This window comes from Kitasatospora saccharophila, from assembly GCF_039529925.1.
GTDB lineage: Bacteria > Actinomycetota > Actinomycetes > Streptomycetales > Streptomycetaceae > Kitasatospora > Kitasatospora saccharophila.
This window is the reverse complement of sequence record NZ_BAAANS010000012.1, coordinates 83,416-97,276: the sequence shown is the minus strand read 5'-3', so window position 1 is coordinate 97,276 and position 13,861 is coordinate 83,416. Positions and strand designations below refer to the sequence as shown.

Genomic DNA, 13,861 nt, shown 5'->3' with positions numbered 1-13,861 from the left:
GCCCGGGGCCGGCCGGCGCCGCCGGGGGCCGTTCGGCACGGCGGCGGCTCGGCCCGCCCGGCCGGGCCGGTCAGTGCGGTGGTGGCTCGGCCAGCCGCCGGGCCAGCGGTTCGGCGTTGGGCGCGGCCACCGCCCGGTACAGCTCCAGGGCGCGTTCCAGGTGTTCCCGGGCCGCCCGGTGGTCGCCCTCGCGTTCGGCGAGGGTCCCCAGCAGTTCCAGGACGCGGGCCTCCCAGAGCGCCGAGCGGGCGGCCCGGAACACGGTGAGGGCCGCTTCCAGCGTCTGCCGGGCCTCCGGGAGGTGCCCGGCGGCGAGTCGGGCCTCACCGGTCAGGGCGAGCGCCCGGGCCGCCTCGTAGTGGTCACCGAGAGCGGTCAACTCGGCTTCTGCTCTGGCGAGTTGTGCAACCGCTTCCGGCAGGTCGGCGTCGGCCAGGGCGACTTCGGCGAGAGCGATCCGGGCGAGTGCGGTGCCCCGGGGGTAGCCGACCAGTTCCCGCAGCCGCAGGGTCTCCTCGAAGGCCCGCCGGGCGGAGGGGAGTTCACCCGCGATCCGGTGCGACTGGCCGATTCCGTACTGGGCGTTGGCCTCGGCCCGGGGGTCCGCCATGGCGCGGGCCAGTTCCAGCGCCTCGCCGTACCAGCGGGCCGCCTCGGCGAAGTGGCCGGCGTTGCGCAGTCCGTGCCCGCCGGAGGTCAGCATCCGCTGCTCGGCCGCCCGGTTCCCCTCCGCGCGCGCTGCAGCCAGCCCCAACTCGTGTGCTTCCAGCTGGAGTTCGTAAGCGCGCAGGCGCAGGAAGAGCGGCCACATGGCGTCCGCGAGCTGCCACACCAGGGCGTTCTGCCCGGCGTCGGCCGCCGCCCGCAGGGCCGCGCCGAGCTGCCCCCGCTCGCGGTCGAGCCAGCTCAGGGCTTCTCCCTCGTCCGCGAACTCCGGTACGCAGAGCGGGGGTTGGTCGTAGCTGCGGGGCAGTGGACGGCGGCTCGGGCTGATCAGCCGCTCGGTGGCGGTGGCAGTGGCCAGCAGGTGTTCCACCACCCGCCGGACCACGGCCCGGCGCAGTTGCGGCGGCTCGTCGCTCGTACCGTGCCCGCGGGCGTGCAGGCGCACCAGGTCGTGGAAGCGGTAGCGGCCGTCGTCGGGCTCCTCCAGCAGGTGTTCGTCCCCCAGCGCCTCCAGCAGCCGGGCCGCCTCGGCGGGCCGGAGTTCGGCCGCCGCCCCCGCCAGCGCCGCGGTGAACTCGGGCACCGGCAGCAGACCGAGCAGCCGGTAGAGCCGGGCCGCGGCCGGGTCGAGGATCCGGTAGGAGGCGTCCAGCACCGCCTGCACGGCCCGGTCCCGGTCCAGGCGCAGTTCGCCGAGGCGGTCGGTCTCCGTGCGCAGGGCCTCGGCGGTGGCGGCCAGGGACTGCCGCGGCCGGGCGGCCATCCGGGCGCCGGCCACGCAGACCGCCAGCGGCAGTCCCGCGCACCGGGTGACGACCTGGTCGACGGCCAGCGGTTCGGCCGCGATCCGGTCGGCGCCGACCCGGTCCACCAGCAGTTCGACGGCGGCGGACCGGTCGATCAGGCCGACCTGGAGGAACCCGGCACCGTCCAGGACCAGCCCGGGCAGTCTGGTCCGGCTGGTCACCAGCACGACCGAGTGCTCGGAGCCGGGCAGCAGCACCCGGGCCTGGGCGGCGGTGGCGGCGCTGTCCAGCAGCAGGCCGATCCGCCGGTGCGCGGTGGCGGAGCGCCACAGCGCGGCCGCCTCACCCGGCTCGGCGGGCACGCCGGAGAGGCCCAGTGCGCGCAGGAACGCGCCCAGGACCTCCACCGGATCGGCCGGGCCGCCCGGCGCGTGACTGCGCAGGTCGGCGTAGAACAGGCCGTCGGGGAAGGCCGCGGCCCGGGCCCGCAACCAGTGGCCCGCCAGCGCGCTCTTCCCGACTCCCGGCGGCCCGGCCAGCACCAGGCAGCGCCCGCCCGGCACCGGAAGCGCGTGCAACTCACGGTCGAGCGCGGCGAGTTCCGCCCCGCGCCCGCGGAGGCGCGCAGGAGCGGGCGGAAGCTGTTGGGGTACTGGAAGCAGCGCCGGAGCGTGCGAATGGACGTGCACGCCCCCGTGGATGTCGCCCGCCTGGAGCGCGACGCCTTCGAGCCTGACCTGTCCGGTGATGGAGTTGCGAGTGCCTTCCACCTGCTCATTCCTCCCCTGGATCGATGCTGGATCGACGCCGGACCGACGGGCGCGGCCGATCGGCACGGCCCGCCGCACCACCCGCCACCGGTCCGGTCTCCCGCCCCGGGCACACCTGCCGAGCGGACCGCGTTCCCTGGCGCGCCGGGACGGCGGGGGCACCGGCGGGCGGCCCGCCTTCCCGGCGTCCCGCCGCCTCCCGCTCCCGAAAGCCCAGGTCCCGGCCCCCCGGACGATTCGGCCCCCGCCCCCGCGACCGTCGCACCCGCCCCGGTGGCGATCGGCGGCCCCGGCCCGACCGGGGAACCAGCCCATTACCAGAAAGGCTGGTCTGGCACCGGAACAATGCCGGAAAACTGGCGCCGGGAAACATCGGGGTGCTATGGCAGCGCATCCGCACCCGTGCCATGCTCGCCTCCTGCGCGACCGAGGAACCGGCGACAGGAGGAACACCGCGATGATCCACCTGCTGGGCACTGTCGAACTCTCGGCCGGGGGACGGCCGTTGCCCATCAGTTCGCGCAAGACCAGGACCCTGCTCGCCTGTCTCGCCCTCGACCTGGAACGCCCGCAGTCGGCCTCCTCCATCGCCCACCGGCTCTGGGACGGCGACCCTCCGCCGAGCGCCGCCAGCACCCTGTACGGCTACCTCTCCAGGCTCCGCACGGCCCTGCGCCGGGCCAACGAGCTGGGCGCCGGCACGGACGGCGCACCGATCGAGATCGTCTCCCGGTCCGGCACCTACACGCTGCACGCCGGAGCCGACCAAGTGGACTGGCAGCTGTACTACGACCTCGTCCTCGAAGCCCGCAGACTGGCCGACACCGGGGACGACCGGCGGGCCCTCGCCGTCCTGCGCCGGGCCGACGGCGCCTGGCAGGGCGAACCGCTCGCCGGACTGCCCGGCCTGTGGGCGCAGCAGGTCCGCGGCCAACTGCTGGACCGCAGGTTCGCCGCTTCGCTGACCCGCTTCGAGGTGGAACTGCGCCTCGGCCACTTCGCCGACCTCGTCCCCGATCTCACCGAACTCGCCGAACAGAGCCCGTGGAACGAACGGGTGGCCGCCCACCTGATGACCGCCCTCTACGGTTGCGGCCGGATCGACGAAGCGCTCGCGGTGTACCGGCGCATCCGGCGCCGGATGTACGACGACCTCGCCACCAACCCCGGCGAGGCGCTCGACCGGCTGCACGAGGGCATCCTGCGCCGGGACCGCATCAGCGACCTGGTCGACCGACCGGCCGCGCCCCCGGTCACCGCCGTCCCAGCGCCCGCCACCACGCCACCGCCCGCCGCAGCACCGGCCGCCGCAGTGCCACCGACCCCGGAACGGCGCCCCTCCACCCTGCTCCCGGCCCCCGAACTCGTGGGAAGAGACGACGAGTTGGAGATGCTCACCGCTGCCGGCCGCGGCGAGTGGCCGACCTGCTCGGCAAGCCGACCCACCGCGCTCCCGGTGATCGCGCTCAGCGGCCAGCCCGGCTGCGGCAAGAGCGCGCTCGCGCTCGCGGCCGCCCACCGGCTGCTCCCGGACTTCCCCGACGGCGCCTTCATGCTCCGCCTCGCCGCCCACTCCCCCGCCCGCCCCGACCGCAGCCCCGAGGCCGCCGCCACCGACCTGCTGCGCCAGTTCGGCGTGCCCGCCCCGGAGATCCCCCTCGAATCCGACGAACTCCTGTCCCGCTGCCGCGAGTTGCTCGCCCAACGCCGCGCCCTGGTGCTGTTCGACGACGCCGCGGGCCCCGACCAGATCGGCCCGCTGCTCCCCACCGCCCCCACCTGCTTCGTCCTGATCACCAGCCGCCACCGGATGGCCGAACTGCCCGCCGTCAGCATCGTTCCGCTCGACGCCCTCCCGCCCGACGCCTCCGCCGCCATGTTCACCCGCCTGATCGGCCCCGAACGGGCCGCGGACCAGGCCCGGCTCGCCGATGTCACCCGCCGCTGCGCCCACCTCCCCCTGGCCCTCCGCCTCGCCGCCGGCCGCTTCCGCTCCCGTTCCTCGTGGGACCTCGCCCATCTCGCCGACCGGCTCTCCCGCGGCGACCGCCTGAGCGAGCTGAGACACGGCCCGGACAGCCTCCACCGGACCCTCGCCATGTCGTACCACGATCTGTCGGTCGACCATCAGAGCGCCTTCCGCCGACTGAGCCTGCACCCGGGCACCGACTTCGGCCTGCTGACCGCGGCGGTACTCATCGACTGCCCCGTCGACCGGGCGGAACGCCTGATCGAGGACCTGATGGGAGTCAGCCTGCTCGCCGAGCACGCGGTCGAGCGGTTCAGCTTCCACGAGTTGGTACGCGAATACGCGGCCGTTCAGGAGTCGCGGGAGGAATCCGCCGCGGAACACGCCGCCACGATCCGACGGTGCGTCAACTTCCTTACGGAGATGGTGGACAGAGCAGATCGCCTGTCCTTCCCCGAACGTTACCGGATGTCGCTGGAAGCCCTGCTGGCGGGCACCGGCGGGAGCCGCCCGCAGCTTCCGGACGAGGTTCTCCGGACGGTTCCCGCCCGGGACTGGCTGGCCACCGAAACCAGATCTCTGAGCGACTTCGAAAAAAGCTTGCGAACCGACGGCGACCGAAGATCCGCCGCCGTCCTGATCCACGTCATGAACGGCCGAATGGATTCCGCCGGCCTGTGGCGGGAGGCCCTCGACGCCCACCGCTCGGCCGCCGACCACTGGCGCGACGCGGGCGCGGCCGAACCCGAACTGCACGCCCGACTGGCCCTCGCCCACTACGCGTTGAGGGTGTCCCGGTATCCGGACGCCGACCACGCGGCCCGCCGCGCACTGACCCTCGCCCAGGACACCGGCGACCGCCGGGGCACCGCCGAAGCCTTGGGACACCTGGCCCAGCTCCACTGGCGACGGGGCGAACCCCGTCAGGCACTGACCCTGCAGCGCGAAGCCCTCGCCCTCCTCCGCGCCCTCGACGCCCCCACGGCGGCGGTGGCCGGTGCCCTCGTCAACCTCGGCCTGCTGCAGAACCAGTTGGGCGAGCCCGAGCAGGCCCTGGCCAGCCTGAACGAAGCACTGTCGGGCTTCCACGCCTGCGGCGACCGGACGACCGTTCTCCGGGTGACCGCGAACATCGGCGCACTGCGGCTCGACACCGGCGACACCGCCGCCGCCAGGGAGGCACTCGAATACGTCTCGGAGCACGGCGAGGGAATCATCTCGGAGATCGACCTCGCCATTTCCCGGGCCAATCTCGCGGAAGTCCTCTCGGCAGCCGGAGAAACAGGCCGCTCCCTGCTCCTGATCGAGAATTCGCTCCGGGTCTTCCATCGACTGGGAAGCCTTCACCGGCAGGCCGAGGCCATGAATGTGAAAGCCCGGATACTGATCCTCACCGGAAACCTGGAATCCGCCGGGGAAGTCTTTGCGGGGGCGCTCGGAATCGCCAGGTCGATACACGCTCCGATCGAGGAGGAATCCGCCCGGCGGGGACTGGGCCAACTCGCCGAGCACTGGGACCGACCAGGTGGCAGGCCGTCCAGCCCCTCGGCGCAGACCGGCTGAGACCCCGGGCGAAGTCCACCCGACCGCCATCGGGAATCCCCGCACCCCCGGAAGGCGTCCGATGCTTTCCGGGGGTGCGGGGCTTTCGATTGTGGCGAACCAGTGGCGGAAACCTTCCCCGCTCCGCCCGGCCGCCCGGTCGGTTCAAGCCATCGTGGCGCAACTGCGGGCGCTCCGTCCCGACCATGTACCCATGAGCGCCAGCTGACGAATCGGCACGACGGAGATCAGCTATTGTTGGGACGGTCACACTGGACCCTCAGAGACCAAGGACCCCGACGAAAGTGTTCCGCCCTGCGCTCCCCTGCGCCACCACCCTCCTCGTCCGTTCCGGCCGGCCCCATGTCCGCAGCTCCGCCATATCCGGCCCCGGCGGGGCCGAACAGGTGCTCGACCTCAACTCGCTGTGGATCTGGATCTGAGCCACCCGGCACGAGGCGGAACGGCCCGCGGTCGGCGCCCCGCCAGGGGGCATCGGCTGCGGGCCGTTGGTACCTCAGGGCTTGGGGCGGGAGCGGGCCGCCTTGGTGAGGTGCTTGCGGTGGCGGGCCCGTTCGGCGCGGAGGCGGGCGTCGGTGCGGGCGGCGATCCAGTCGTTCTCGCGCTGGAGCTTGAGGTAGCTCTCCCAGCGGCGCTCGGGCAGGGTGCCGTCGGCGAGGGCGGCCCGGACCGCGCAGCGGGGTTCGGTGCGGTGGGAGCAGTCGGCGTAGCGGCAGTCGGCGGCGACGGCGGTGATGTCGGCGAACGCCTGTTCGATGCCCTCGCCGCCGAAGAGGCCGACGCCGCGCAGGCCGGGGGTGTCGATGACGGCGCCGCCGCCGGGGACCGGGACGAGTTCGCGGACGGTGGTGGTGTGCCGGCCCTTCTCGTCCACCGAGCGGACCTGCTGGACCGTCATGGCGGCCGTCCCGGCGAGCGCGTTGGTGAGGGTGGACTTGCCCGTGCCGGACTGGCCGATCAGCGCGCAGGAGCCGGTGGCCCGGGCGCGCAGCGCGTCCATCCCCTCGCCGGTTTCGGCGCTGACCGTCAGGACGGTGACACCGGGGGCGATCGCCTCGACGTCCGCCCGGACGAAGTCGCCGTCGTGGACCAGGTCGGACTTGGTCAGGACGATCAGCGGTTCGGCCCCGGACTCCCAGGCGAGGGCGAGCAGGCGCTCGATCCGGCCGGGATCGGGTTCCGCGGCGAGCGAGACGGCGATCAGTACGGTGTCGACGTTGGCGGCCAGGACCTGGCCTTCGGAGCGCTTGTGGGCGCCCTTGCGGACGATCGCGGTGGTGCGGGGCAGCACCGCCGCGAGGGCGGGGGCGGGCCGGGCGGCCGGGTCGTAGGCGACCCAGTCCCCGGTGCACGGGTTGTGCGCGGTGTCGGCCGTCATCACCGGACGGGTGGCGGCGCGGCGGACGGCCGGCTCGCCGTCGTCCGGGTCGACGAGCAGCACCTCGCAGCTGCCGCGGTCCATCCGGACGATCCGCCCGGGGAGCAGTCCGGCGGCGGCGAGCGGGGCGAACGCGGCGGCCCGCCCGTCCGTCCAGCCGAGCCCGGCGAGCGGGTGCGCGGAAGCGGTGACGGGGCTGTCAGGGGTGTCGGGGGTGGTGACGGGGTCGTGCATGGTGATCAACGGGGACCCTTCGGGGGAACGGGCGGCCCCGGCCGGTCGGCGTCAGCGCGTGCGCGACACCGGAGGACGGCGGACCGGGTGCCAGGGGGTGATGGACACGGTGGACTTCCGAACGCTGGGGAAAACACCTGCGTGAACCGGCCTCACGGCCCTCACCTCCTTCCGTTCCGGACGCGCCTCGCGCACCCCGCCACGGGGTGCCCTCGATCGGCGAACGCCACGCTAGTGACCGCCCGCCACCCGCGCCACCGAATTACCGCCCGCCCCGGAGCACGGACGGGTCGTCCACGCACGACCGTCCGGACGCAAGGGTTCCGCAAGCCGCGCAAGGGTTCTCCAGCCGTCCCGCCACCGCGTCCGGACATCCCTCACTCGACGGCGGCGCACGGGGCCCGCCGTTCCGGCCGACGGCCGGGTTAGTGGGGGAAGCGAAGGAAGAAGGGGGAGGCCCGTGTCCTGGGCGACTCTGCCCGGCCGCAAGCGGGTGCTGGCGGTCGTGCACACGGTGGTGTACGGGCAGCGGCTGCGCGAGGTGTGCGAGCTGCTGGCGGCGGACCTGCGGGTGCAGGTGGTGTTCACCGTCGCACCGCACGCGTTCAACGAGGGGGTGACGGCGTTCCTGATGGGGCTCGGCGGCACGGTGGTGCCGTGGGAGCAGGCGGTGGCCACCGAGTTCGACCTGGTGCTGGCCGCCGGTTCGCGGGGGATCGAGCAGGTGCGCGGCCCGCTGGTGCGGCTGCCGCACGGAGCCGGTCACCTGAAGCTGGCCCGGGCGCTGCCCCCGGCGGGCTCGGTGACGGGCCGCCGGGACCGTCCCGCCGGCCGGGGCGGCGGGAGCGGGGAGAACGGCGGGGCGCGGGAGGACGGCGGGGCGCGGGAGGACGGCGGGGCGCGGGAGGTGTCCGGCCTGGGCCGGGAGTACCTGCTGTGGCAGGGCCGCCCGAACGCGGCGGCGTACGCGCTGGCCCACCGGGACGACCTGGCGGTGCTGGCGCGGACCTGCCCGGAGGTGCTGCCGGTGGCGGAGGTGGTCGGCGACGGCGACCACGACCGGATCGTGGCGGCGCTGCCGCGGCGGGCCGAGTACCGGGCCGCGCTGGGCCTGGCGGAGCGCGAGCGGCTGGTGCTGCTCTGCTCGACCTGGGGACCGGACTCGGTGTTCGGGGGGCTGGAGGCGCTGCTGCCCCGGCTGGTGCGCGAGCTGCCGGCCGGGCCGTTCCGGACGGCGCTGGTGGTGCACCCCAACGTCGCGGCGGGGCACGGCGGCTGGCAGGTGCGCCGCTGGGTGGAGGGGATGTCGGGCGGCGCGGTGTCGCTGGTCGCCCCGCAGAGCGACTGGCGCCCGCTGCTGGTGGCCGCTGACTACGTGATCGGGGACCACGGCTCGGTGACGCTGTACGCGTCGCTCACCGGGGCCCGGATCCTGCTGGCCCGGTTCCCGCACCGGAACGTGAACCCGCTGTCGCCGGGCGTCCAACTGGCGCGCACCGCACCGGCGCTGGACCCGTCCTATCCGCTGGCCGAACAGTTGGCGTACGCGGACGAGAGGTACCGGCGGGAGGCGTACGCGGAGATCGGGGCCCGGATCTCGTCCGAGCCGGGCACCTTCCTGCCCCGGATCCGCCGCCTGCTGTACCGGGTGCTGGAGCTGGGCGAGCCGGCCCGTCCGGCGGTCGAGCCGCCGCTGGCACCGCCCGCCCCGCTGCTGGGGGGTGGACGGTGGCGGTGACGGTGACGGTCCGGCTGCCGGCCGGCGCGCTCGCCCCGGGCGCCCCGGCCTGGTGCGACCGGCACCTGGCGGCCAGGACGGACGAGCCGGAGCGGGTCCGGCGGCTGGCGGACGTGCTGCACGGCGCGCACCCGGACGGTCCGCTGGAGGAGGTGTGGCGGCGCCACCCGGGCTGCGCGGTGCTGGCGCTGCGCGGCCCGGACGGCCTGGTGCGGGTCCGCTTCCGCGGGGGCGTGCTGACGCTCCGGCCGGTCGGGGACGGCGCTGCCGACCCGGCCCCGCTGGCCGGTTCGCTGGTGCACGCCCTGCTGTCGGCGCACCGCGCCACGACGGCCGGCAACCGGTAGCGGGCAGCCGGTAACCGGCAACGGCTCCGTCGGCCCCTCCCGCGCACCCGCGGGAGGGGTTCCGCGCCCACCCACCGGACGCCACCCACCGGACGCCGCCGCCCGAACGCCCCAGCCCGGACGCCCCACCCGGCCCGGACGCCGCCGCCCGAACGCCACCGCCCGGCCCCCGGCGGCGCGTGCTCACTTGCCGGAGCGGCGGCGGCGCCGGGTCCCGATCCGGCTGCTGATCCGGCGGCGGACGTCGCGGGGCGGGAGGAAGCCGGCCCAGCGTTCGGGGTACTCGCTGGGGACGGGGAGGTCGTCGTCCTCGTCGAAGAGGTCCTCGTCGTGGCCGTCGGCGAGGCCGAACTGGCGGGCGCGTTCGGCGCGTTCGACGGCGCGGCGGGCGGCGGCCTCGCGGCCGCGCTCGACGGCGGCGTCCTCGGCGAGGCGCTCGTTCTCGGCGCGGGCGTCGGCGGTCTCGACGGTGGGCCAGCGGCGGTCTATGGCGGCGTTCATGGCGGCGCCGATGAGCACGGCCAGTGCCACCACGAAGATCCACAGCAGTACGGCGACGGGTGCGGCGAGCGAGCCGTAGACGGAGTGGCCCTCGACCGAGCTGACCAGGTAGAGCCGCAGGGCGACGCTGCAGACCACCAGGACGAGCAGGGCGACCAGCGCGCCGGGGATGTCCTCGCGCCAGGGCGTGGAGACCGGGACGGCCACGTGGTAGAGGGTGGTGAGGAAGACGATCAGCAGGACGATCGCGGCGGGCCAGTAGAAGCCGGTGATCGCTCCGGCCGAGCTCGGGAAGGTGTTGAGCAGCAGTCCGGGCCCGGCGACCAGCAGCGGCAGCACCAGCGAGCCGATGACCAGCGCGCCGAGGTAGAGGCCGAGCGACATCAGCCGGGTCTTGACCAGGCCGCGCTTGCCGTCGAGGCCGTACATGACGGTGATGGTGTCGATGAAGATGTACAGCGCCCGGGATCCGGACCAGAGCGAGAGCAGGAAGCCGATCGAGATCAGGTCGGGCCGGGCGCTGTCGAAGACGTCGTTCAGCAGGGGTTGGACGATCTGGTCGATCGAGCTCGGTGAGAGCACCGTCCCAGCTGCTGAGACGATGTCGTGCTTGAGCTTGTCGATGGTGCCGGCGCCGAGGATGTCGTCGAGGTAGCCGAGGGTGCCGGCCAGGCAGAGCAGCAGCGGCGGGATCGAGAGCAGGGTGAAGAAGGCGGCCTCGGCGGCGAGTCCGGTGACCCGGTACTCGACGCAGGTGTTGGTGGTGTCCTTCACCAGCGCCCACACGGTGCCGTACCAGGTGGTTCGCTTGGCCGCGCGGCGCCGTCCGCCGCGTCGGCGGGAGGGCCGTTCGCCGGCCGGTCCGGGCGCTCCGACCGGGTGGGGGGTACTGCCTGCTCCTTGCACGCCCCTACGGTATCGGCCCGGGCCGTACGACCGGCGCGCCACCGGCCCGAACTGACGGCCGGTGGGGCCCGGAGCTGCCCGGGTTCGGGGTTCGTCCCGGCATTCGGAACAATCAAGTCCAGGATGCGGACGTTAGTGGACCGCGAGTCGCTCGCCGTGCGAATCTCTTGCCATGTCTAGCGCCGGAACCACCCTAGTTGGCCGACTCCACGTCGACCTCCTTCGCGTGTCCAGCGCCATCTGTCCGGTGACCTGAGCCCTCCGTACGCCGCACCGCACCGGCGCCATCCCCGCCGTCGCGGATGTGCGCAAGACCTGCCCGGCCAGCGTCACCCCCTCCCACCGCCTGCGTAGAACGCCGCAGGTGGGAGCGGAGCGCGTCCGGGGCCCGCCAGCACCTCGCACCTGCCAAGCCGCTCAAAGGACTGACACCATGGCCCGCACTCCCGAAACGGTCGAGCCTCAGGCCGGCGCCGCCCCCGCGGCCCGCCCCGCCGCCCGCAAGGTGACCCGCCACCGCGGCGAGGGCCAGTGGGGGATGGGGCACTTCACCCCGCTCAACGGCAACGAGCAGTTCAAGAAGGACGACGACGGTCTCAACGTGCGGACGCGGATCGAGACGATCTACGCCCACACCGGCTTCGCCGGGATCGACCCCAACGACCTGCGCGGCCGGATGCGCTGGTGGGGCCTGTACACCCAGCGCAAGCAGGGCATCGAGGGCGGCAAGACCGCCGTCCTGGAGCCGCACGAGCTCGAGGACGAGTTCTTCATGATGCGGGTGCGCATCGACGGCGGCCAGTTGACGGTGGCCCAGCTGAAGGCGATCGGCGAGGTCTCCGAGCAGTACGCCCGCGGCACCGCCGACCTGACGGACCGGCAGAACGTCCAGTACCACTGGGTGCGGATCGAGGACGTCCCGGCGATCTGGGAGAAGCTGGAGGCCGTCGGCCTGTCCACCACCGAGGCGTGCGGCGACTGCCCGCGCGTGGTGATCGGCTCCCCGGTCGCGGGCATCGCCGAGGACGAGATCATCGACGGCTCCTGGGCGATCGACGAGATCCACCGCAGGTACATCGGCAACAAGGAATTCTCCAACCTGCCGCGCAAGTTCAAGACCGCGATCTCCGGCTCGCCGCTGCTCGACGTGGTGCACGAGATCAACGACATCGCCTTCGTCGGCGTGGTCCACCCCGAGCACGGCCCGGGCTTCGACCTGTGGGTCGGCGGCGGCCTGTCCACCAACCCGAAGCTGGGCGTGCGGCTCGGCGCCTGGGTCCCGCTGGAGGACGTCCCGGACGTCTGGGCGGGCGTGGTCGGCATCTTCCGCGACTACGGCTACCGCCGCCTGCGCAACCGGGCCCGCTTGAAGTTCCTGGTCGCCGACTGGGGCCCGGAGAAGTTCCGCCAGGTCCTGCAGGACGAGTACCTGAAGCGCGAACTCGCCGACGGCCCCGGCCCGCAGGAGCCCAGCAACCGCTGGCGCGACCACGTCGGCGTGCACCGGCAGAACGACGGCAACTTCTACGTCGGCTTCGCGCCGCGGGTCGGCCGCGCCAACGGCAAGCTGCTCTCGCAGATCGCCGACCTGGCCGCCGAGCACGGCTCGAACCGCCTCGCCACCACCGTCGAGCAGAAGATGATCGTGCTCGACGTCGCCGAGGACCGGGTCGAGTCGCTGGTGGCCGGCCTGGAGGCGCTGGACCTGCGGGTGAACCCCACCCCGTTCCGCCGCGGCACGATGGCCTGCACCGGCATCGAGTACTGCAAGCTGGCGATCGTCGACACCAAGGAGCGCGGCCGCACCCTGATCGACGAACTGGAGCGCCGCCTGCCGGAGTTCGACGAGCCGCTGAGCATCAACATCAACGGCTGCCCGAACGCCTGCGCCCGGATCCAGACCGCCGACATCGGCCTCAAGGGCCAGCTGGTCGTCGACGCGAACGGCGAGCAGGTCGAGGGCTTCCAGGTGCACCTGGGCGGCGCCCTGGGCCTGGAGGCCGGCTTCGGCCGCAAGGTCCGCGGCCTGAAGGTCACCAGCGCCGAACTGCCCGACTACGTCGAGCGCGTGCTGACCCGCTACCAGGCGGACCGCCGGGACGGCGAGCGGTTCGCCCAGTGGACGGTCCGGGCCACCGAGGAGCAGCTCTCGTGACCGAACGGGCCGCCCCCTTCTACTGCCCGTACTGCGGGGACGAGGACCTGCGCCCGTCCGAGAGCGGGCACGGCGCGTGGGAATGCCGGGCGTGCCGCCGGGGCTTCCAGTTGAAGTTCCTCGGACTGCTGTCAACGAACCACGGGGGTAACGGACATGACGACCGCGACTGACTACGAGGCGATAGCCGTCGCCGCGGGCCGCGAGCTGGAGGAGGCCACCGCGCAGGAAGTCCTGCGCTGGGCGGCCGACACCTTCGGCAAGCGGTTCTGCGTGACGTCCTCGATGGAGGACGCGGTGGTCGCCCACCTGGCCTCCACCGCGCTGCCCGGCGTCGACGTGGTCTTCCTGGACACCGGCTACCACTTCCCGGAGACCATCGGCACCCGGGACGCGGTCGCCGCGACCATGCCGGTCAACGTGATCACGCTGACCCCGAAGCTCACCGTGGCCGAGCAGGACGCCCAGTACGGGCCGGACCTGCACGACCGCGACCCGGACCTGTGCTGCTCGCTGCGCAAGGTCGAGCCGCTGAACCGCGGCCTGGGCGCCTACGACGCCTGGGCGACCGGCCTGCGCCGCGACGAGTCGCCGTCCCGCGCCAACACCCCCGTGGTGGCCTGGGACCCGAAGCGCCGCAAGGTGAAGGTCGCCCCGATCGCCCGCTGGACCCAGGCCGACGTGGACGCGTACGTCCAGGCCAACGGGGTGCTGCTGAACCCGCTGCTGTGGGAGGGCTACACCTCGATCGGCTGCTCGCCGCTGTCCTGCACCGCCAAGCCCGGCGAGGGCGAGGAGGGCCGGGCCGGCCGCTGGGCGGGCTCCGGCAAGACCGAGTGCGGCATCCACCTCTGAACCCGCCGCCGCCACTGAACCACCGTCACCGAC

General features: G+C 73.8%; 10 protein-coding genes. 7 read left to right on the top strand and 3 right to left on the bottom strand.

Features of this window, described 5'->3' with window-relative positions:
- Positions 1 to 70: 70 nt before the first annotated feature.
- A complete protein-coding gene (locus tag ABD345_RS11500) occupies positions 71 to 2,182 on the bottom strand; it encodes an ATP-binding protein (protein WP_344551882.1) in 2,112 nt (703 codons plus the stop codon).
- 457 nt (positions 2,183 to 2,639) lie between these two features.
- Between ABD345_RS11500 and ABD345_RS11495 the strand changes: the two genes are divergently transcribed.
- Both ABD345_RS11495 and ABD345_RS11490 read left to right on the top strand, forming a co-directional pair.
- On the top strand, positions 2,640 to 5,714 hold the full coding sequence (locus tag ABD345_RS11495) for an AfsR/SARP family transcriptional regulator (RefSeq protein WP_344551881.1): 3,075 nt from the start codon (positions 2,640 to 2,642) through the stop codon (positions 5,712 to 5,714).
- Between the two features lie 284 nt (positions 5,715 to 5,998).
- The gene (locus ABD345_RS11490) at positions 5,999 to 6,136 is read left to right on the top strand and encodes a hypothetical protein (protein WP_344551880.1); all 138 of its coding nucleotides are present in this window, start codon (positions 5,999 to 6,001) and stop codon (positions 6,134 to 6,136) included.
- Positions 6,137 to 6,210: 74 nt separating this feature from the next.
- Here the strand turns inward: ABD345_RS11490 and rsgA are convergent, their stop codons facing one another.
- The gene (gene rsgA / locus ABD345_RS11485; RefSeq protein WP_344551950.1) at positions 6,211 to 7,326 is read right to left on the bottom strand and encodes a ribosome small subunit-dependent GTPase A; all 1,116 of its coding nucleotides are present in this window, start codon (positions 7,324 to 7,326) and stop codon (positions 6,211 to 6,213) included.
- A 460-nt stretch (positions 7,327 to 7,786) separates the two neighbouring features.
- Between rsgA and ABD345_RS11480 the strand changes: the two genes are divergently transcribed.
- The gene (locus ABD345_RS11480) at positions 7,787 to 9,064 is read left to right on the top strand and encodes a hypothetical protein (RefSeq protein ID WP_344551879.1); all 1,278 of its coding nucleotides are present in this window, start codon (positions 7,787 to 7,789) and stop codon (positions 9,062 to 9,064) included.
- Entirely contained in the window at positions 9,061 to 9,411 is a 351-nt protein-coding gene (locus tag ABD345_RS11475; RefSeq protein ID WP_344551878.1) for a hypothetical protein, read from the top strand. The genes ABD345_RS11480 and ABD345_RS11475 overlap by 4 nt, the downstream gene beginning before the upstream one ends.
- A gap of 183 nt (positions 9,412 to 9,594) precedes the next feature.
- On the opposite strand, the gene ABD345_RS11470 is transcribed toward ABD345_RS11475, so the two are convergent.
- Positions 9,595 to 10,818 carry a YihY/virulence factor BrkB family protein gene (locus tag ABD345_RS11470; protein ID WP_344551877.1) on the bottom strand — a complete coding sequence of 408 codons (1,224 nt, stop codon included), beginning with the start codon at positions 10,816 to 10,818 and terminating at the stop codon, positions 9,595 to 9,597.
- 172 nt (positions 10,819 to 10,990) lie between these two features.
- On the opposite strand from ABD345_RS11470, the gene ABD345_RS40280 reads away from it, so the two are divergent.
- The 3 genes from ABD345_RS40280 (at position 10,991) to ABD345_RS11460 (ending at position 13,828) form a co-directional block, all read left to right on the top strand.
- Complete coding sequence (locus ABD345_RS40280; protein WP_318264789.1) at positions 10,991 to 11,074, top strand: putative leader peptide; 84 nt, start codon at positions 10,991 to 10,993, stop codon at positions 11,072 to 11,074.
- Positions 11,075 to 11,251: 177 nt separating this feature from the next.
- Complete coding sequence (locus tag ABD345_RS11465) at positions 11,252 to 12,973, top strand: nitrite/sulfite reductase (protein WP_344551876.1); 1,722 nt, start codon at positions 11,252 to 11,254, stop codon at positions 12,971 to 12,973.
- A gap of 156 nt (positions 12,974 to 13,129) precedes the next feature.
- Positions 13,130 to 13,828: a phosphoadenylyl-sulfate reductase gene (locus ABD345_RS11460; protein ID WP_344551875.1), complete on the top strand. Its 699-nt coding sequence runs from the start codon at positions 13,130 to 13,132 to the stop codon at positions 13,826 to 13,828.
- The last annotated feature ends 33 nt before the right edge of the window (positions 13,829 to 13,861 follow it).

What these genes read in the sequence shown, in the direction of transcription:
- ABD345_RS11495 (WP_344551881.1), top strand. Translation starts at nt 2,640, where the DNA reads ATGATCCACCTGCTGGGCACTGTCGAACTCTCGGCCGGGGGACGGCCG.
- ABD345_RS11460 (WP_344551875.1), top strand. Translation starts at nt 13,130, where the DNA reads ATGACGACCGCGACTGACTACGAGGCGATAGCCGTCGCCGCGGGCCGC.
- rsgA (WP_344551950.1), bottom strand. Translation starts at nt 7,326, where the DNA reads ATGCACGACCCCGTCACCACCCCCGACACCCCTGACAGCCCCGTCACC.
- ABD345_RS40280 (WP_318264789.1), top strand. Translation starts at nt 10,991, where the DNA reads ATGTCTAGCGCCGGAACCACCCTAGTTGGCCGACTCCACGTCGACCTC.
- ABD345_RS11465 (WP_344551876.1), top strand. Translation starts at nt 11,252, where the DNA reads ATGGCCCGCACTCCCGAAACGGTCGAGCCTCAGGCCGGCGCCGCCCCC.